The 18,542-nt window shown below is 57.1% G+C and carries 16 protein-coding genes and 1 tRNA gene; 2 read left to right on the top strand and 15 right to left on the bottom strand.

Going from position 1 to position 18,542, the window contains the following annotated elements; genetic code table 11:
- Positions 1-302 (top strand): hypothetical protein (locus LCM31_RS14885; RefSeq protein WP_224871359.1); only part of this gene is annotated, 302 nt, incomplete at its 5' end.
- Between the two features lie 376 nt (positions 303-678).
- Here the strand turns inward: LCM31_RS14885 and LCM31_RS14880 are convergent.
- From LCM31_RS14880 to LCM31_RS14815, 14 genes are all read right to left on the bottom strand, one after another.
- Positions 679-768: transfer RNA gene (locus LCM31_RS14880), tRNA-Ser, on the bottom strand.
- Between the two features lie 243 nt (positions 769-1,011).
- Positions 1,012-1,206, bottom strand: a complete 195-nt coding sequence (gene csrA, locus LCM31_RS14875) for a carbon storage regulator CsrA (RefSeq protein WP_010131831.1) — start codon at positions 1,204-1,206, stop codon at positions 1,012-1,014.
- 215 nt (positions 1,207-1,421) lie between these two features.
- A complete protein-coding gene (locus tag LCM31_RS14870; protein ID WP_224871357.1) occupies positions 1,422-2,660 on the bottom strand; it encodes an aspartate kinase in 1,239 nt (412 codons plus the stop codon).
- 156 nt (positions 2,661-2,816) lie between these two features.
- Positions 2,817-5,429: an alanine--tRNA ligase gene (gene alaS / locus LCM31_RS14865; protein WP_224871355.1), complete on the bottom strand. Its 2,613-nt coding sequence runs from the start codon at positions 5,427-5,429 to the stop codon at positions 2,817-2,819.
- A gap of 68 nt (positions 5,430-5,497) precedes the next feature.
- The gene (locus tag LCM31_RS14860) at positions 5,498-5,860 is read right to left on the bottom strand and encodes a histidine triad nucleotide-binding protein (RefSeq protein WP_224871353.1); all 363 of its coding nucleotides are present in this window, start codon (positions 5,858-5,860) and stop codon (positions 5,498-5,500) included.
- A gap of 82 nt (positions 5,861-5,942) precedes the next feature.
- Positions 5,943-6,128: a Trm112 family protein gene (locus tag LCM31_RS14855; protein ID WP_010131836.1), complete on the bottom strand. Its 186-nt coding sequence runs from the start codon at positions 6,126-6,128 to the stop codon at positions 5,943-5,945.
- A gap of 177 nt (positions 6,129-6,305) precedes the next feature.
- Entirely contained in the window at positions 6,306-7,784 is a 1,479-nt protein-coding gene (gene glpK / locus LCM31_RS14850; protein WP_224871351.1) for a glycerol kinase GlpK, read from the bottom strand.
- Between the two features lie 103 nt (positions 7,785-7,887).
- Positions 7,888-8,541, bottom strand: a complete 654-nt coding sequence (locus tag LCM31_RS14845; protein WP_224871349.1) for a regulatory protein RecX — start codon at positions 8,539-8,541, stop codon at positions 7,888-7,890.
- A 2-nt stretch (positions 8,542-8,543) separates the two neighbouring features.
- Positions 8,544-9,575 (bottom strand): recombinase RecA, encoded by a 1,032-nt coding sequence (gene recA, locus LCM31_RS14840; RefSeq protein WP_224871347.1) that lies wholly within the window; start codon positions 9,573-9,575, stop codon positions 8,544-8,546.
- A 177-nt stretch (positions 9,576-9,752) separates the two neighbouring features.
- Positions 9,753-10,283 (bottom strand): CinA family protein, encoded by a 531-nt coding sequence (locus LCM31_RS14835; RefSeq protein WP_224871345.1) that lies wholly within the window; start codon positions 10,281-10,283, stop codon positions 9,753-9,755.
- Between the two features lie 78 nt (positions 10,284-10,361).
- Positions 10,362-11,303, bottom strand: coding sequence for a MaoC/PaaZ C-terminal domain-containing protein (locus tag LCM31_RS14830; protein ID WP_224871344.1), 942 nt, complete (start codon positions 11,301-11,303; stop codon positions 10,362-10,364).
- Between the two features lie 142 nt (positions 11,304-11,445).
- On the bottom strand, positions 11,446-13,608 hold the full coding sequence (locus tag LCM31_RS14825; protein ID WP_224871342.1) for a prolyl oligopeptidase family serine peptidase: 2,163 nt from the start codon (positions 13,606-13,608) through the stop codon (positions 11,446-11,448).
- 209 nt (positions 13,609-13,817) lie between these two features.
- Positions 13,818-15,194 carry an SLC13 family permease gene (locus LCM31_RS14820; protein WP_224871340.1) on the bottom strand — a complete coding sequence of 459 codons (1,377 nt, stop codon included), beginning with the start codon at positions 15,192-15,194 and terminating at the stop codon, positions 13,818-13,820.
- Positions 15,195-15,255: 61 nt separating this feature from the next.
- Positions 15,256-16,959 carry a metallophosphoesterase family protein gene (locus tag LCM31_RS14815; protein WP_224871338.1) on the bottom strand — a complete coding sequence of 568 codons (1,704 nt, stop codon included), beginning with the start codon at positions 16,957-16,959 and terminating at the stop codon, positions 15,256-15,258.
- Between the two features lie 130 nt (positions 16,960-17,089).
- Here LCM31_RS14815 and LCM31_RS14810 point away from each other — a divergent pair, with 130 nt between their 5' ends.
- Positions 17,090-17,974: a M90 family metallopeptidase gene (locus LCM31_RS14810; protein ID WP_224871336.1), complete on the top strand. Its 885-nt coding sequence runs from the start codon at positions 17,090-17,092 to the stop codon at positions 17,972-17,974.
- Here the strand turns inward: LCM31_RS14810 and LCM31_RS14805 are convergent.
- Positions 17,865-18,530, bottom strand: coding sequence for a nucleotidyltransferase family protein (locus tag LCM31_RS14805; RefSeq protein ID WP_224871334.1), 666 nt, complete (start codon positions 18,528-18,530; stop codon positions 17,865-17,867). The genes LCM31_RS14810 and LCM31_RS14805 overlap by 110 nt on opposite strands.
- Between the last annotated feature and the right edge of the window lie 12 nt (positions 18,531-18,542).

Raw genomic sequence — 18,542 nt, 5'->3', positions numbered from 1 at the left:
TTGGGACATCTGTATCGATCCGTCGCTCCGCAAGCACCCACACATATTGCTTGATCGAATTTTTAAACAACTCAGTGCAGCGCTTGGCCATCACTGTGGGACGCGTATTCTACACATCCAATCTGCTGAAGCAAGGCTTTTCGCAGACTTTTTTGAAGCCCCGAAACCGTTATAAATCAACGCTTTCCGGTGCTTCGATCAACCTCTCGGTGACCCCGAGAAGGACGCGCATTATATGGCGCCAATCTCGTTTGGCAAGCTCTTTTTTAGAGCTTTTTTCAGCGCTGAAATCCGGCAAATAAATGACCTGATTTTCAGTGCTGGGGGGCTGCCTGAAGCCCCGTCGAAGCCTCAACAAAAACACCGGTTAAACCGTTGTGATTCCGTTGAAGTGGCGCGCATTATAGCGACCCTTTCGACCTTGGCAAGCGCTTTTTGAAATTCATTTTGCGAGAAAAACTCGTTGAAAATCAAAAGGTTAACTCACCTTCTCACCGCCGCCTGCGTTACCGCCTTGGCAGCGAGGGCGCGAACTATACGGAGCAGGTCACTGGCTGGCAAGCAGTTTTTAGAAAACTTTTTTGCCGCCTCGACACCACTCCAGTGTCGCTTGTGTGAAGGCCAAAAACACAACCTTCACACATAAAAAAACACCCTCAATTGAGAGTGTTTTAAATATGGCGGTGAGGGAGGGATTCGAACCCTCGATGAGTGTTAACCCATACGCCCTTAGCAGGGGCGCGCCTTCAGCCACTCGGCCACCTCACCAATCAGTTTTTCGTTCAGAGCGATCAAACGCTTCTGAACTTAAGCATTCCACAACTGTGCTTTTGGACAGTTGGTCTTGCTCCTGAAAGTGAGCGGCATCATACCAACGGCGAGGCAAAAATCAATGGGGAATCAATAACTTTTTGCGATTTCTTCACAAGCGCTCACAAATCATACAGGCACAAAAAAAGGCCGCTTGGCGACCCTTTTTTCATCAGCAAACTGCGCTGAATACACCAGCTTTCAGTCGGCACTCCCCTCACTGGAGGATTGCTTTTCACGCTGGATCCGCTGGTAAATCTCTTCGCGGTGTACCGCTACTTCCTTTGGCGCGTTGACTCCGATACGTACCTGGTTGCCTTTCACACCCAATACGGTAACCGTCACATTGTCACCAACCATCAGTGTTTCACCGATACGGCGGGTTAAAATTAACATTACCTACATCTCCTTGATCATCCTGTGATTTGGTACGACCGGTTATCCCTGGTCCGCACCTTGGATCATAATAACCCGAGAAGGCCGCAAACCGAGAATCTTGTCCGTCACTTTATTCAGTATCGTCCAGACGCGGAAAATCTCAATAGGTCGTACCACACGCCAAGCAACCGAATTGTTATAGTTGCCCGGAAGATCCTTCAATTTGGTTATAGTTATTCGGTAATCTTGGACTCAGATAGCTCAAAAGCGCTGTGTAGAGCACGCACCGCCAGCTCGAGATAGCGCTCATCAATAATGACCGAGATCTTGATTTCGGAGGTGGTGATCATCTGAATGTTGATATTGTCCTGCCCCAACGCTTCGAACATGCGCGATGCCACATTGGCATGGGAGCGCATGCCGACACCTACAATGGATACCTTGGCAATCTTGTCATCCGCGACGACTTCGCGCGCGCCCAGTTCATCCGCGACACGTTCCAGCACACCTTGAGCCTTACCCAAATCATTGCGGTGAACGGTAAAAGTGAAGTCAGTAGTACCATCAATGGCACTAATGTTCTGAACGATCACGTCAACTTCGATATTGGCCGCACCAACTGGGCCCAGGATGCGACAAGCAACGCCGGGGGTATCAGGCACACCGCGGATTGTCAGTTTTGCCTCGTCACGGTTGAACGCAATGCCGGAGACTACAGGCTGTTCCATATCGTTGTCTTCCTCATCCAGACTAATCAGTGTGCCGTTACCCTCATCAAACGTAGAGAGGACGCGCAGCGGTACTTTGTATTTACCGGCGAACTCAACCGCACGAATTTGTAAAACCTTGGAGCCGAGGCTCGCCATTTCCAGCATTTCTTCAAAGGTAATGCGGTCCAGCCGGCGAGCACTGTCTACAACCCGCGGATCGGTGGTGTAAACACCGTCAACGTCGGTATAGATCTGGCACTCGGTCGCGTCCAGGGCTGCGGCCAAGGCGACACCGGTAGTATCGGAACCACCACGCCCCAGGGTAGTGATGTTGCCTTCGTCATCCACACCCTGGAAACCGGCAACTACCACGACCTTGCCGGAATCGAGGTCCCGGCGCATGCGCTCCACGTCGATACTTTGAATTCGCGCTTTGGTGTGAGCATTGTCCGTAAGAATTTTTACCTGACCACCAGTGTAGGAGCACGCATCGTAACCGCGCTTCTTCAGTGCCATGCTCAACAGGGCAATGGTCACCTGCTCGCCGGTGGATACCAGTACATCCATTTCCCGGGGGTCAGGATTTTCCTGAATCTGGCTCGCCAGGCCGATCAGGCGGTTGGTCTCACCACTCATCGCGGAAAGAACAACAACCATATCGTGACCCTGGGCTTTGAACCCGGCCACCTTGTCGGCAACCGCCTCAATACGCTCGATGGAGCCTACTGAAGTGCCACCGTATTTCTGTACGAACAAACTCATCGTTCTAGTGTTCCTTACTACCTTGCTACGCGGTACCAAATCCGCGGGTGCCGCGCACTTAATCACCAAACCGCGGGCAAATCAACTGAAAACACACAAACTGCCCCAGAAAAAAATCGGTAAGCCTGCGAACTCCGGAATAATCGGCTGTTAGTTTCATTTGATATTGTTTTTCACCCACTCCGGGATCGCTTCGATCAGCGCGGGCAGCGCGGCCACATCGGTGCCGCCGCCCTGGGCCATGTCCGGGCGGCCGCCGCCCTTACCGCCCAACTCGCCCGCGGCAAAACGCATCAAATCGCCGGCCGCCAATCGGCCCGTAAGATCCTTAGTCACTACGGCTACCAGGGCAACCTTCTCTTCACCCGGCGCAGCGAGTAGCAGCACACCGCTACCCAGCTTGTTTTTCAGCTGGTCAGCCAGATCCCGCAGAGACTTTGCATCGGCGCCGTCAATAGAGGCTGCCAGTAATTGAACGCCCGCAACTTCTACCGCCTGGCTGGTCAGGTCACCGCCTGCACCACTGGCGAGACGGGTCTTCATGCTGGCCAGATCTTTTTCCAGCTTGCGATTACTGGCGATCAATTGCTCAACTTTCTCAGCGAGATTTTCCGGACGCGCTTTAAGCAGCGCAGCCGCGTGATCAAGACGCTGCTGGGCTAGATCAAACAGTGCCAGTGCGTGGGCGCCGGTGACTGCTTCAATACGACGCTGACCGGAGGCGATTCCGCTTTCGGCGACGATGCGCAGGAGGCCGATATCACCGGTGCGCTCGACGTGGGTACCACCACACAATTCCACCGAGAAAGCGCCACCATCGGTGCGTTCACCCATGGTCAATACGCGCACGGAGTCACCGTACTTTTCGCCAAACAATGCCATTGCACCTTTGGCTTTCGCTGTTTCGATATCGGTCTCTTCCGTTTCCACCGCGGTGTTTGCACGGATCTGGCTATTTACCAGCGCTTCAATCGCACGCAGCTGTTTACTAGTCACTGCTTCCGGATGAGAAAAGTCGAAACGCAGACGCTCGGAATCCACCAGGGAGCCTTTCTGAGTTACGTGCTCACCCAGCACTTTGCGCAATGCAGCATGCAGCAGGTGCGTGGCGGAATGGTTCAGCGCGGTGGACTGGCGCACATCGCCGGCAACTTCTGCCGTTACCGCTTCATCGACAGCCAGACTGCCGGAGAGCAACTTGCCCTGGTGCAGGTGGTTGGCACCGTGCTTAACACAGTCGGCCACTTCGAAGCGGCCCGACTCGGACTGCAGGTAACCACTGTCACCTACCTGACCACCGGATTCCGCATAAAACGGGGTGCGGTCAAGCACGATGGCTGCAGACTCGCCTTCTTCAATGCGATCGACAAGCTCGCCATCTTTGATAATGGCAACCACGTTGCCCTGCTCGGTGACACGGTCGTAACCGAGGAACTCGGTGACCCCGCCCAGCTCGACGGTGTCGGTGTAATCCTGCTTGAACTTACCCGCTGCGCGGGCACGCTCACGCTGGGCATTCATGGCTTTTTCATAGCCCGCCATGTCCAGAGTCAGACCACGTTCTCGGGCAATGTCTTGGGTCAGGTCGGTGGGGAAGCCGTAAGTGTCGTGCAGGGTGAACACCAGCTCACCGGGAATTTCCGTACCTTCGAGGGAAGCCAGTGCTTCGTCGAGCAGCGCCAGGCCCTTATCCAGGGTCTTGGCGAACTGCTCTTCTTCCTTGCGCAGGGCGTTTTCAATGACCGACTGCTTTTCTTTCAGCTCAGGGTAGGCATCGCCCATTTCCGCGACCAGCGCGGCGACCAGCTTATAGAAGAAAATGTCTTTGTGGCCCAGCTTGTGCCCATGGCGCACCGCACGGCGAATAATACGGCGAAGTACGAAGCCACGACCTTCGTTGGACGGCATTACACCGTCGGCAATAAGGAAAGAGCAGGAGCGAATGTGGTCCGCGATTACACGCAGGGACTTCTCTTCGGTGTCGGAGCAGCCAACGACTTTGCCCGCGGCATTCAACAGTGCCTGGAAGAGGTCAATCTCATAGTTGGAATGCACGCCCTGCATTACTGCTGCGATACGCTCGAGGCCCATACCGGTATCCACGGAAGGCTTGGGCAGCGGATGCAGTTCGCCGTCTGCGGAGCGCTCGAACTGCATGAAAACCAGATTCCAGATTTCAATGTAACGGTCTAGGTCGTCATTTTCGGATCCGGGGGGGCCACCGGGCACATCTGCGCCGTGATCGTAGAAGATCTCGGAGCTGGGACCGCACGGGCCGGTATCACCCATTTGCCAGAAGTTGTCTTCATCGAGGCGAGAGAAGCGCTCGGCACTTACACCCATCTCTTTCAGCCAGATATCCGCGGCTTCATCATCGCTGATATGCACGGTCACCCACAGGCGCTCTTCCGGAAGCTTCAATTCCTTGGTCAGGAATTCCCAGGCAAACTTGATCGCTTCGCGCTTGAAGTAATCACCGAAGCTGAAGTTACCCAGCATTTCAAAGAAGGTGTGGTGACGCGCGGTGTAGCCCACATTTTCCAGGTCGTTGTGCTTACCACCGGCGCGCACACAGCGCTGGGAGCTGGCGGCGCGAACGTACGGGCGAGACTCCTGCCCCAGGAAGGTATCTTTGAACTGCACCATGCCCGCATTCGTGAACAGCAGAGTCGGGTCGTTACCCGGCACCAGTGAGCTGGAGGGTACACGCGTGTGCCCCTGCTCAGCGAAATAGTTTAGAAATGCTTCGCGTATCTGTGCACTCTTCATTACAGGCTGCTTCCAAATCATCAGTAAATTCTTGTCAGCCCCGGATCGCTCCGGAACCAACTATTCAATCAGTCTTGCAGGTCTTCAGCGAGCCCTGCCTCGGGCAGCTCACGCTGCGCGAGTAAATGTATGTGTAAGTGGAACACCGTCTGGCCGGCGCCGCGGCCATTGTTGACCACCAGCCGAAACCCATCTTCCAACTGCAGGCGCTCGGCCATTTGCGATGCTACCCACATAAGATGACCGAGCAGTGGAACATCTTCCTCGCGTGCGTCTGCCACGCTCACCAGCGGTTTACGTGGGATGATCAGCAGATGCGTTGGCGCCTGCGGTGCCCGGTCCTCGATGACGATACAGTGCTCATCTTCATACAGCCGCCGCGCCGGCAGTTCTCCGGCAATAATCCGGCTGAATACACTGACTTCTTCCATGCTCGTCCCGCCCTGCTCTTCCTTGGCAACCGAAACCCGGCGCAAACGCCGCCAACACCACCCAGGTGGTCACCAGTTGGTGTTACTTGGCCAGCTTTTCATCCGTGGTAAGGGGACGGGCTTCAGACTCCAGCATTACCGGAATGCCGTCGCGAATCGGGTACGCCAGGCCACTCGCCTTGCACACCAGCTCCTGGGTTTCTTCGTGGTATTCAAGAGGGGCCTTGCTGACGGGGCAAACCAACAAACTCAGTAATTTCTTGTCCATTTCTATCTCGGAATAACACTCAGATGGCGCCCCAGAACCCGACTCACGGGACTCTCCGGGGCCTTGGAGGGCCAAAAATGACCGCGTATGGTACAACGCTTTTTCGGTGTTTTCACGACTGAGGGGAGAAATCCCCCGCACCGTCTACTGGCGGGGGAAGAGGCAGTGGCGAGATGCCTAGAAGTGGCGGCAGGCGGAGACGGCGTTGCGCCACCCGGCGAGGAGGTCCTGGCGTGTCTGGGTAGACATCTGCGGCAGGAAATCTTGCTCGATATCCTGCAGTGACGCCGGCAGCGCCTCGCTTTGCCAGATTCCCGCCCCAATTCCGGCGAGTAGCGCCGCCCCAACCGCGGTGGACTCGATCTGGCGCGGGCGCTCAATCCGCAGGTCCGAAATATCCGCCTGGAATTGCATCAGGAAGTTGTTGGCGCTCGCACCGCCGTCGACCCGCAAACATTCGAGCTCAACCCCAAGGGTACGCGCCATCAGTTCAGCCAGTTCGTGACTCTGATAGGCGATGGACTCGAGTGTCGCGCGGACAATCTCGGCCCGCCCGGCGCCCCGTGACAGGCCAAATATGGCACCGCGTGCATCGGCATCCCAGTAGGGAGCCCCCAGGCCACTGAAGGCCGGGACCATATAGACCCCTCGCGTATTGGGGATTTCCTGCGCCATTTTTTCAGATTCCGCCGCCTGGTGGATGATGCCGAGGTCATCCCGCAGCCATTGCACCGCCGCACCGGCATTGAACACGGCGCCCTCAATCACAAATTGGGGCATCCCCTTGGCATCGCAGCCGATGGTGGTCAGCATGCCCTCCGGCACCAGCGGTCGGTCCCGACCGGCGCTGGCGAGTAGAAAACAACCGGTACCGTAGGTGTTCTTCATGGTGCCGGGTTCGAAACAGCCCTGCCCGTAGAGCGCCGACTGCTGGTCACCGGCCACTCCTGCGATAGGTACCGACGCGCCAAGAAATGCGGACGGATCCGTGGTACCAAAGCTGCCCGCGGAAGGCCGGATCTCCGGCAGGATCGCGGCCGGACAATCAAACATCCGCAGCAGCTCCGTGTCCCACTGGCGGCGATCGAGATCGTAGAGCAAGGTGCGGCAGGCGTTGGTGTGGTCGGTGAGATGCTGGCGCCCACCGGTAAAGCACCAGATAAGCCAGCTATCAATGGTGCCGAAGCAGAGCTCTCCAGCCTCTGCCCGGTGATGGAGCTCCGGTGATTCGCGAAAGATCCAGCGCAGCTTGCTGGCGGAGAAATAAGCGTCCAGCAGCAACCCGGTTTTGGCCCGCACCATCGACTCGGCGCCGGCATTGCGCAACTCCCGGCAAATACTCGCAGAGCGGCGGCACTGCCACACGATCGCCCGATGCACCGGCTCGCCGGTGGCGCGATCCCACAGGACCGTTGTTTCGCGCTGGTTGGTAATACCCAGCGCAGAAAGGTCCGCAGGTTCGATTCCCGCTCGCTTGATGGCGGCGGCACACACCTTGAGCGTGACCTGCCAGATTTCACTGGCATCGTGCTCCACCCAGCCCGGTTGCGGGTAGTACTGGGAAAACTCCGAGTAACTGCGTCCGCGCAGGTTGCCGTCGCGGTCGAAGACGAAGGCTGTGGTACCGGTGGTACCCTGGTCAATAGAGAGAATCATGGAGAATGCTCGAACGTGCGTGTCATTCTTATTAAAACAACAGCCCCACGGATGGCACTTCGAGTGGACTACGGCTGATTCAATGCCAGTATATACGTTCTGATCAATCCTGCGCTGCGTGCGCCTGGCTATTCAACGCTTCAATCGCGTACTGAATCGCATCGCCAAAAAAACCACGATACGACAGGTACCGCTGGCGGCGCGCCCGCTCTTTTAACTTCTGCTCGCGGGGAAGCGAGACATCAATTGGCGTACGAAACTTGCGCACCAATTGCTCGTGTGCCAGCTCAAACCAGTCGACGTCTTCCTGGACCCTATCCATGGCCTCCTGCGCCTGCGCCCCGCGAATTCCGCGCAACTGCAATTCCTGGCGAATACGCATCGGCCCCTGCCCACGATAGACACGCGAGCGACAAAACACCTCGGCAAAGCGCTGGTCGGACTGGTAGTTAAGTTCCTGCAGACGCAACAAAACCCCGTCAAAGTCAGCCTCGGGGTGCCTGGGTGTCAGCTTTTGCCGCAGCTCCTCACACGAATGTTCACGACGTGAGAGCAAATCCAGCGCGTGATTGAATAGCGCCTGAAAAGTATCCGGAGGATTGGATCGGGAGGGGGAGTCAGTCGCGGAGGGCGAACTGGTTGCGACACTCTTTGGGCAGTCGCTTGCGGTAGAAGCGTTAGTTGAAGAGATCGCGGTCGTCAGCAGGCGGCTACTTTCGCCACCGCCTCTGACACCACGCTTACCGGAAAAGCTCAAGATCAGCCTTCCGCGGTATCTGCCTCTTCTGGAGATTCGGCAACCTCAACACCCAGCAACTGCTCGCGCAACTGGGATTCGATTTCATTGCGGATATCCACGTTTTCCTTGAGGAACTTAACCGCATTGGCTTTACCCTGGCCAATCTTATCGCCCTTGTAGCTGTACCAGGCACCGGCTTTATCCACCAGTCCCAGCTTCACGCCGTAGTCGATAATTTCACCAATCAGGTTAATACCCTGGCCGTACATGATCTGGAACTCGGTCTGCTTGAAAGGCGGCGCCACCTTGTTCTTTACGACCTTAACGCGGGTCTCGTTACCCACCACCTCGTCGCCTTCTTTCACGGAGCCGATACGACGGATATCCAGACGCACAGAGGAGTAGAACTTGAGTGCATTACCACCGGTGGTGGTTTCCGGGGAGCCGAACATCACACCGATCTTCATACGAATCTGGTTGATAAATACACACAGGGTGTTGGTGTTTTTGATGTTACCGGTGAGTTTACGCAGGGCCTGGGACATCAGACGCGCCTGCAGGCCAACGTGAGAATCACCCATTTCGCCTTCGATTTCCGCACGCGGCGTCAGTGCCGCTACGGAGTCGACAATCAATACGTCTACTGCGCCGGAGCGCACCAGCATGTCGGCCACTTCCAGCGCCTGCTCACCGGTGTCCGGCTGGGATACGATCAACTCGTCTACGTTTACGCCGAGCTTTTCCGCGTAAATCGGGTCCAGCGCGTGTTCCGCATCGACGAATGCACAGGTACCGCCATTGCGCTGCGCTTCCGCGATCACCTGCAGGGTCAGGGTGGTTTTACCGGAAGATTCCGGGCCGTAGATCTCGACAATACGTCCACGTGGCAGGCCGCCAATGCCCAAGGCTACGTCCAGTCCCAGAGAACCGGTGGAGATTGCAGGGATACGCTCGCGCTCCTTGTCTCCCATGCGCATAACGGTGCCTTTGCCGAACTGACGCTCGATCTGAGACAGCGCCGCCTGTAAAGCCTTGTCTTTATTGGAATCCATGACCCTTCCCATGTGTACCTGAAAATTGGTGAGAAATACTGCAATTAATACTGCTATTGGGGAAGGAGCTTAGAGAAAAATTACTGTATAAGCAACCAGTAATCGGGAATGATCGGTATTCGTTTCGAAGCGGCTAAATTTTGTGCAAAAACAATGAAACAGCGGTGCCAACTCTGGTCAGTCGGTATGGCTTTTCGTGATCGCCAGCAGGCCCTCCAGTGCCGTTACCACGGTCTGCGCCTGGACTTCTGCGCGACTGCCGGCAAACTGCATGCACAGGGCCTTTACTTCCAGGGGCTCCTGCCCCTCGCCATGGGCCCAGGCGATCCATACGGTACCAACGGGCTTTTCTTCACTGCCCCCATCGGGCCCGGCAATACCGCTGACCGCGACGGAGATGTTGGCATCGAGGCGATTCAGCACCCCCACCGCCATCTGCCGTACAACCGTTTCACTCACCGCGCCATCGGTGTCCAGCGCGCCCTGATCAACGCCAAGAAAGCCGCGCTTGATACGATCGGCGTAAGACACCAACGCACCATCAAACCATCCCGAGGAGCCCGCCACAGACGTAATTGCCGCGGCAATGGCGCCGCCGGTACAGGATTCCGCAGTGGTCACCTTCCACTCCAGGCGGGTCAATTCCGTGCCCAGGTCGGCAGCCAGGTTTTTGGCCAGAGATAGTTGCTGTGCTGCGCTGTCTTTCACCAGATATCCTTTTTCGAACGCACTGAACAAGCGGAGTGCAAATTGGGGCTCAGGTAGATTTCCCCGGGGTAATAGCGGCTACAGAGGTTGCAACTGGCCATTGAGGTACAGGGTCTTGCCGCTCTGATCCTGGACCCGGAAACCGGTACCGCCGTCGCCTCGAGTGTAGAGGAATTGCGCCGAGGCAGGCAGTAACACCGGGCGCTTGAATTCCACACTCATACGGAAGGCAGCCGGCAAACCCTGCTCACCCGCCTTTGATTCCAGGGCCGCCAGACACGCGGCTTTGGTCCACATGCCGTGCACGATCGCGCTGGAGAACCCGAACAGGCGCGCCGACGAGGCAAACAGGTGAATGGGGTTCCAATCGCCCGAGACTTTGGCATAACTGCGCCCGGCGGCCTCCGAAATGGACCAGGGGATACTCGAAGCCCCCGCCATATCGGGCATATTCTGGGGGAATGGCGCCAGGTCCGCATGCTTCGGGGCGTCCTTGTCGGCGTGCTTACCGCGTACCAGCATGGCGCTCTCGCACTCCCATACCAGCTCATCACCCACCTTCACCCGGGTCATCAGGGCAAACTCGTAACCGCGCTTTACCGGCACCGGAGCCAGCAAATCACAGTGAATATCCATGGACTCCTCAACCTGGATAGGCCGGTGCTGGGTAATCTGGTTGCGCAAGTGCACCATACCGAGGACCGGGAAGGTAAAGGCATCGGAGACCAGCAGCTTTAGGTGCAGGGGCATGGCCAGCACAAACGGGTAAGTGGCCGGCAGATCAGTCCCCGCGGCAAAGCCACATACATCGCAGTAGGCGCGCACGCGCTCGCGATCCACCCGCTGCTCGCGCAGGCTGACACTGGCCAAAACGGGGGTATTGTGTGCCGGGGTAGTACGTTTCTTGCGCGCAGTCAGAGCGCGGAAGTACAGCGGCAGTACCGCCGGACGGGTATCGAGCTCGATATGAAGGGGAGAAGATCCGTGGTTTGCCTTAAGCACAGCGATAATTCTCGGCATAAATCTGATGGTTCCAGATAATAACCCGGGCCAGAGTGGCTAGCTAGAGACCATTCGGTCACACCACTCTGCCCGGCTCATTAGGCTACTTGCCAAATGCTACCTGTCGTAGATGCCGAAACGATGACAGGTAGCCAGACGATCAGCTCTCCGGCAGCTCGGAGATACCCATATTGAACAGGGTAAAGCCGAAGATGTCCGCGTACTGCTCGATGATCTTCGAAACCGGGGTACCGGCGCCATGGCCAGCGTTGGTTTCGATACGGATCAGGGTCGGCGCAGCGCCTGCCTGCTTGCTCTGCAGCTCAGCGGCGAACTTAAAGGAGTGCGCCGGCACAACACGGTCATCGTGGTCGGCAGTGGTTACCAGCGTCGCCGGATACTCGGTGCCTTGCTGCACGTTGTGCACGGGTGAGTAGCCCTTCAGGTACTGGAACATTTCTTCACTCTCTTCCGCGGTGCCGTAGTCATAGGCCCAACCGGCACCGGCGGTAAAGGTGTGGTAACGCAACATATCCATCACGCCGACGGCAGGCAGCGCAACCTGAACCAGCTCGGGGCGCTGAGTCATTACCGCACCCACCAGCAGGCCGCCGTTGGAGCCACCGCGAATCGCCAGGTAATCGCTGGAGGTATAACCCTGATCGATCAGGAATTCACCGGCGGCGATAAAGTCATCGAATACATTCTGCTTCTGCAGCTTGGTACCAGCGTCGTGCCAGCGCTTGCCGTACTCACCACCACCGCGCAGGTTGGGCACTGCGTAGACACCGCCAAGCTCCATCCACACCGCATTGGTAATGCTGAACGATGGCGTCAGGCTGACGTTGAAGCCGCCATAGCCGTACAGGATGGTCGGGTTTTTACCGTTCAGCTCCAGGCCTTTCTTGTGGGTAATCAGCATGGGCACGCGGGTGCCGTCTTTGGAGGTGTAGAACACCTGCTGAGACTCATACGTAGACGGATCGAACTGGGCACCGGATTCCCGGTATACAGAAGATTCACCCTCGGCTACATCAAACGCGAAAATCGTGGAAGGCGTTTTGTAATTGGTGAAGGAGTAGTACAGGGTGGTGTCTTCACGCTTGCCGCCCAGGGAGGAGGCGCTACCCGGCCCCGGCAGGGCAATTTCACGTACTTTTTCACCGTCGTAGTTGTACTGGTAAATTTTGGACAGCGCATCGACCATGTACTCGGCGAAGAAATAGCCACCGCCGGTAGACGCCGTCAGTACATTTTCGGTTTCACCGATAAAGTCCTGCCAATTCGCAGGTGCCGGGTTGGCGGCGTCCACGGTGACTACTTTCTTGTTCGGCGCTTCGCGGTTGGTCACCAGGAACAGCTTGCTGCCCTGATTGTCGATCACATAGGTGTCGGAGTCGAAATCGGTAAGCACCGATACCAGTGGCGCATCCGCTTTGGTGAGATCGCGGATAAACAGGTCGTTGCCGGAGGTGGAGGTCGCACCGGAAATTACCAGGAAGCGATCATCTTCGGTCACTACACCGGAGACGTAGCGACGCTTTTCTTCCTTGGTGCCGCCGAATACCAGCGTGTCTTCTGACTGTGGCTGGCCCAGCTTGTGGTAGTACAGTTTGTGCTGATCGGTTTTTGCCGAAAGTTCACTGCCATCGGGCTTGTCGTAGCTGGAGTAGTAAAAACCTTCATTCCCTTTCCAGGAAATACCGGAGAACTTCACGTCGACCAGCGGCTGCTCAAGGATTTCCTTGGTCTCGGCATCGATGATGAAGATTTTGCGCCAGTCACTGCCACCCTCGGATACGGAGTACGCGGCGATGCTGCCATCTTTGGAAAATTTCAGGGTCGCCAGGGAGGTGGTGCCGTCCTCACTGAAGGTATTCGGGTCGAGAAAAATTTCCGCTTCGCCGTCGCCCTTGTTGCGCCACACTACATACTGGTTCTGCAAACCATCGTTGCGATAGAAATAGGTGTAATCGCCTTCCTTGAACGGCGAGCCCACTTTTTCGTAGTTCCACAGGGCTTCAAGGCGCTGCTTTAGGGTATCCCGGTAAGGAATCTGATCCAGATAGCCAAAGGTTACCGCGTTCTGTTCTTTCACCCAGGCCTCGGTCTCGGCACTGCGGTCGTCTTCTAACCATCGGTAAGGGTCCGCCACCTCGGTATCAAAATAGCTGTCCACCACTTCGCCCATGCGGGTTTCCGGGTAGGCCAATGCCACTGCGGCAACGGGCTGGGTCGTTTCAGCCTCTTTAGCGACGTCCTGGGACTCTCCCGAGCAAGCTGCCAATACGCCGGCGGCCGCCAAGATGGTTATTTTTTTCACGTTTGAGATTCCTTCGGCTGGTGAATGAATTATTAAGCACGCAATTAAGCGAGCACGTAACCAGACCATCTAGGAAACCGAATTCCCGCGGGCGAATCAAGGAATTGGTACTCAGCAGTACCCCGCAAACTTTTCTCCGGCAAAACTAAAGATTTAAGGTTTTTTCAACCACCTACACCTCAGGAGCCATCAATTATTTTGTTGCAAATCTAAACCAACATTACCCAGCAGACGCCGGCGATGATCAGCGAAGCCAGCACACTGAGTACCGCCCCCTCCCGAACCATCTCCTGGATGCGCAATTTGCCCGTGCCGTAAGCAATGGCATTGGGTGCCGTCGCCACTGGCAGCATAAAGGCGCAGCTGGCACACATGGCTGCGGGAATCATCAGCACCATGGGATCAAACCCGGCACTGGTGGCAACCACTGCGAGGATCGGCATCAACAGCGTGGCGGTCGCCGTATTGCTGGTAATCTCGGTGAGGAAGGTGACCGACAGGCAGAGCAGAATCATCATCAACCACAGCGGCATGGCGGTCAGGAAGTTCAGCCCCTGCCCCATCATGTCGCTCAAGCCCGAGGCCGAGAAACCTTTGGCGATGGCGATACCCCCAGCAAACAACAGCAGCATGCCCCAGGGAATACTCTCGGCAGTCTGCCAATCCAGCAGTCGTCCGCCCTTGCCGTTTGGGATCAGGAACATCAACACCACCGCCGCCAGCGCAACGGTGCTATCGCCAGCATCAGGAACACCCAGTAAATCGCTCCAACCACCAAACGGCTCATTGCGGGTTACCCAAAACAAGATGGCCACCCCGAATACCGCCAGGGTGCGCGCCTCTTCCGGACGCCACGGGCCAACACTGGGTGCCTCGAGGGACTTTTGCAGATGAATCCCGCGGGTGAGCCACAACGCCATCAGCGGCAGGGTGATTAATACCACCGGCAATCCGATCTTCATCCAGCGGGCAAAACTGAATTCACGACCGGTCACTTCCTCGTAAATTCCCATAAAGATCACGTTGGGCGGTGTGCCCAACGGGCTGCCCACACCGCCGAGACTCGCCGCGTAGGCAATGCCCAGAATCAGGGCGACCGTGAGCCGGTGATTGTCGGTGCGGGAGGCAATCGCGAGCGCAATGGGCAGCATCATCAAGGTGGTCGCGGTATTGGAGATCCACATGCTCAACAGACCCGCCGCGAGCATAAAACCCAGTACCAGACGCCGCCCACTGGTAAGACCCACCACACGCAACATATAAAGTGCGAGCCGTTCGTGAGCACCACTTTTCTCCAGCGCTTTGGAAAGGATAAACGCCCCCATCAGCAACAGGATCACATGACTGCCCAGCGAAGCGGCCACCCCTTTGTGGTCCAACACACCAAACAGGGGCAGCAGTACAAATGGCACCAGCGATGTGGCCGGAATCGGCATGGCTTCCGTCACCCACCAGATGACGGTCAACAGGGTAATGGCCGCGGTTACCGCAGGCAGATACGCCATACCCGCCGCAGACAACGCAAAATAGAAGGCTCCGGCGAACAAGGGCCCCAACAGCATTACAAAGGATTTCTGCACATTCATTTTCTTATTTTCCGTACTCGCCACGCTCTGCTAGCGGCGCTCACCTTATACGCCCATTTTACTAACAGGGCTCACTTATTTCTTCGGTCTGTGTTACAGGATCTTTGGGAGCGATCGGTGGAACAGTCTCCGACTTTGCAGCCGATCGTTTGCGCAACACCAAATCCTGCATTTCCCAATCCACTGAAGGCGCCTGCTGTGCGTCGCAGCCGGTGATGTTCCAGCACAAAATCTGCACGCGCACATCGCCGTCGACAGTACCGGGCTCGAAACGCAGGGTAACAAAATTGTTGTTGCAGCTGTTTGCGGCACGCTTGCCGTTTCCATCAGTGGCGCTACCTGCCCGCAGGTATTCCACCTCAGCACGAATATGATCGGTCGGACGATCGGGGAAAACCGCAAGAGTCTGATCTGCGCCAGCGGCAGCGCTGGGAAGGCAGGCCAGTGGCGAAGACACCACTTCTACCACCTGCTTGCCCCCCAGATCAAAACGGGCGAGCCGACTGAAATGCACATCCCCCGCGAGGATCAACAGGTCCTGCGGACAATCGCGTATGGCCCGCACCAGATCCTGATACTGCCCGGTATCCGCCAGGGAATGATCCCCCAACCCCAGTTTTACCCGCAGCGACTTGAGCAGGCCCCCATCGCGGAACTGCCAGCGCGCCAGCAGCGGCGCCGGCAACACCAGCACCCCGGGGCGATCCAGCTCTCTAAGCCAGGTGGTGGCCGCAGCAAAGGTCTGCGCATCGGTAAAGTTGGCATCCTGCCCGCGGGCGCGCTGCAGGCGTGTATCCAGCACGAAGAACTTCAGAGCATCGGCCACGTTGAACTGGCGGGAAAACGCCCCCGATGGCAGTTGGTAAGCGTCGAATAGCTCCCGCGCACAGCTCTGCCAGGTATCGCGCACCTTGCGCGACCAGAGCGTGGGCAGGAAACCGGGTGGGTTTGGGAAGTCGTTCCAGAATTCGTGATCGCCGGCGAGGAAATAGTGAAAACCCTGCTGCAGCTTGGTGCGCAAACCACGCCGCCAGTTGCGCAGGTATTCGGCGGTAAATACCGCGTTCAGCTTGCGACGAATCTTGGTGCGGGAGCGGAAACCCAGCGGGGAGAAGTTGCGGCTACTGAAGCCGCGAATGATGCTGGCACCCCAGCCGGTGTTGGAAAATGCCGTATCCAGATAAACCTGGTCACCGCCGAGAAAGGATACCTGGGGGCGATACGCCGCAGGTAACGCTTCCATCGCTTGACTCAAGGCACCGCCGTCCACGTCGCGATAAAAACAGGTTCCGTACCAGACATTGAAGCCGTCTCTGAGTGTACGCGGGCGCCCGCGACACTCCGCATGGGCGAGCGCAAGAGAGGGTTCATGTAGCCCCCACAACGACAGGCGGTAGTGCACACCCGGGAGCAAGACGAGATTTACCAGGGTAAACGCAATGCCCGGGGCAGAGCGATCAAATACAATCGGGACATCCCGCCGTATTGATTCCCGCGCAAGGGTCGCAGCGGCACCGTCGGCGGGCTCGACCCGCAGCCAGTAACACGGTGCTGCAGTGGGTGCAGCCCCGCTTTGCACGTCTGGCGCAGGCTCCGGGCCATTAAAGTCAGCCACCCAGATCTGCCCCGAAGCGCCCTCGCCGTATCCGTGCGGCACGATCATATAGCGGTCGAGTTGTGCACCCTCGCTGGGGGCACAGTGCTCCCTGGTCGAAGCCAGTTTCGCGGCCCTACCGACGTCTGTAGTTTGAATCCTTGTATCCATGCCCCAATAAATTCCCTAAGCACCCTGTTTTTATCCTTCTCAGCAAGCGAGAGGCGGACAACATGGTCGCAGAATTTCACCTCAGGTCAACAATCGACCCGGTAACTCAGGTAACAGGCAGGAACTTCGTGTGGATGCTTTTCTTGTTGTAATTCTCATCGCCGTGCTGGCGTGGGTAGTGCCGTTTTTGTGGCAGCACTGGCGTCGCAACTACCTGCGCTCGCGCCCCCTAAGCGCCAGACAGGAACGTATTTTGGCGGAACGTCTGGCCCTGTTTCCCTATTTACCTGCAGCCAGGCAGCAGGAACTGAAGGAGAATATCAGCCTGTTCCTGCGGGATAAGGAATTTGTTGGCTGCAATGGGCAGCTCATTACTGAAAATATCCGCGTTACCATCGCCGCTCATGCCTGCCTGCTGTTGCTGGAGCGCCCAAACAACTGCTATCCCGACCTGAAAACCGTACTGGTGTATCCGGATGCCTATGTCGCCAGAGAAACCCGCCACGATGGACATGTGCAGTCGTCCCACCTGAGCGCGCGCGCCGGCGAAGCCCACTACCGGGGCCCGGTAGTATTGTCCTGGGGAGACTTGGTCGATGGAATGCACAGCCCGCAGAGCGGGCACAATGTGGCGATTCATGAGTTCGCCCACAAGCTGGATGAAGAGGATGGCTATGTGGACGGACGCCCACCCTTTGAGAACAGCGCCGATGGCAAGACTTGGGCGCCGGTGATGCGCGAAGCATTTACCGAGCTGCGCCAGCGGATACAAACACTACATGCGGGTGCTGAGCTGGCGGCGAGTGATACCGCGGCGGCGTTGGGAGAGAAACCCTCGGTACTGGACACCTACGGTGCCCAGTCACCAGCAGAGTTCTTTGCGGTCGCGACGGAGGCGTTTTTTATTATTCCGACGGCGATGGAATCGGCGCATCCGGCACTGTATCGGGAGATGCAAAAATTTTTCCGAACAGATCCGGCCGCATTGCTGCGTGGAAATCGTCTGGGCGGTTAATATCACAGTTGATCGCGGGGTCTGCGACCTCCACATCCACCACAGCATCGGCAAATATATGCAGTACCTTTTCCATACGGGTATTGCGCAAACGGGACAGCGCCGAGAGGTACTTACGACCGATGGCAATGGGGTAACCGCGGGTGCCCGCGCACACCGGCACGCAGATACGGTCTTCCTCCGCAGCCTGCATCAAAGTGATGAGCGTTTCCGGTTCCACAAACGGCATATCCCCCAGACACACCAGTACCGCCTTGGGATTGGCGCCAGAACGCTGTAACTGTTCAACGACGTGCGCCAGACTGGTACCTATGCTTACCGGCCACACCGGTGCATGAATGACTTGGACAGGAAGTTTTTTCAGGCCATTGGCCAGGACAGAATCCCGTGCGCGCAATACGACGTGGACCGCTGCGCGGCCAAACTTGTCGGCGGCATCCAGCGCCGTCTGCAAGGTGCGCAATATCATGGGCTCCCCATGAATGCTTGCCATACGCTTGTCGGTGCCAAATCGATGAGAGTAACCGGCGGCCAGAACCACGATCGAATATTCCATTATCTTTCTCGC

The sequence above is a fragment of the Microbulbifer agarilyticus genome (assembly GCF_020171345.1).
Taxonomy (GTDB): domain Bacteria; phylum Pseudomonadota; class Gammaproteobacteria; order Pseudomonadales; family Cellvibrionaceae; genus Microbulbifer; species Microbulbifer agarilyticus_D.
Note: the sequence above shows the minus strand (reverse complement) of the source record. Positions and strands in the feature narration are given on the sequence as shown.

What these genes read in the sequence shown, in the direction of transcription:
- LCM31_RS14815 (WP_224871338.1), bottom strand. Translation starts at nt 16,959, where the DNA reads ATGGATACAAGGATTCAAACTACAGACGTCGGTAGGGCCGCGAAACTG.
- alaS (WP_224871355.1), bottom strand. Translation starts at nt 5,429, where the DNA reads ATGAAGAGTGCACAGATACGCGAAGCATTTCTAAACTATTTCGCTGAG.
- LCM31_RS14830 (WP_224871344.1), bottom strand. Translation starts at nt 11,303, where the DNA reads ATGCCGAGAATTATCGCTGTGCTTAAGGCAAACCACGGATCTTCTCCC.
- LCM31_RS14820 (WP_224871340.1), bottom strand. Translation starts at nt 15,194, where the DNA reads ATGAATGTGCAGAAATCCTTTGTAATGCTGTTGGGGCCCTTGTTCGCC.
- LCM31_RS14805 (WP_224871334.1), bottom strand. Translation starts at nt 18,530, where the DNA reads ATGGAATATTCGATCGTGGTTCTGGCCGCCGGTTACTCTCATCGATTT.
- LCM31_RS14870 (WP_224871357.1), bottom strand. Translation starts at nt 2,660, where the DNA reads ATGAGTTTGTTCGTACAGAAATACGGTGGCACTTCAGTAGGCTCCATC.
- csrA (WP_010131831.1), bottom strand. Translation starts at nt 1,206, where the DNA reads ATGTTAATTTTAACCCGCCGTATCGGTGAAACACTGATGGTTGGTGAC.
- recA (WP_224871347.1), bottom strand. Translation starts at nt 9,575, where the DNA reads ATGGATTCCAATAAAGACAAGGCTTTACAGGCGGCGCTGTCTCAGATC.
- LCM31_RS14855 (WP_010131836.1), bottom strand. Translation starts at nt 6,128, where the DNA reads ATGGACAAGAAATTACTGAGTTTGTTGGTTTGCCCCGTCAGCAAGGCC.
- glpK (WP_224871351.1), bottom strand. Translation starts at nt 7,784, where the DNA reads ATGATTCTCTCTATTGACCAGGGTACCACCGGTACCACAGCCTTCGTC.
- LCM31_RS14860 (WP_224871353.1), bottom strand. Translation starts at nt 5,860, where the DNA reads ATGGAAGAAGTCAGTGTATTCAGCCGGATTATTGCCGGAGAACTGCCG.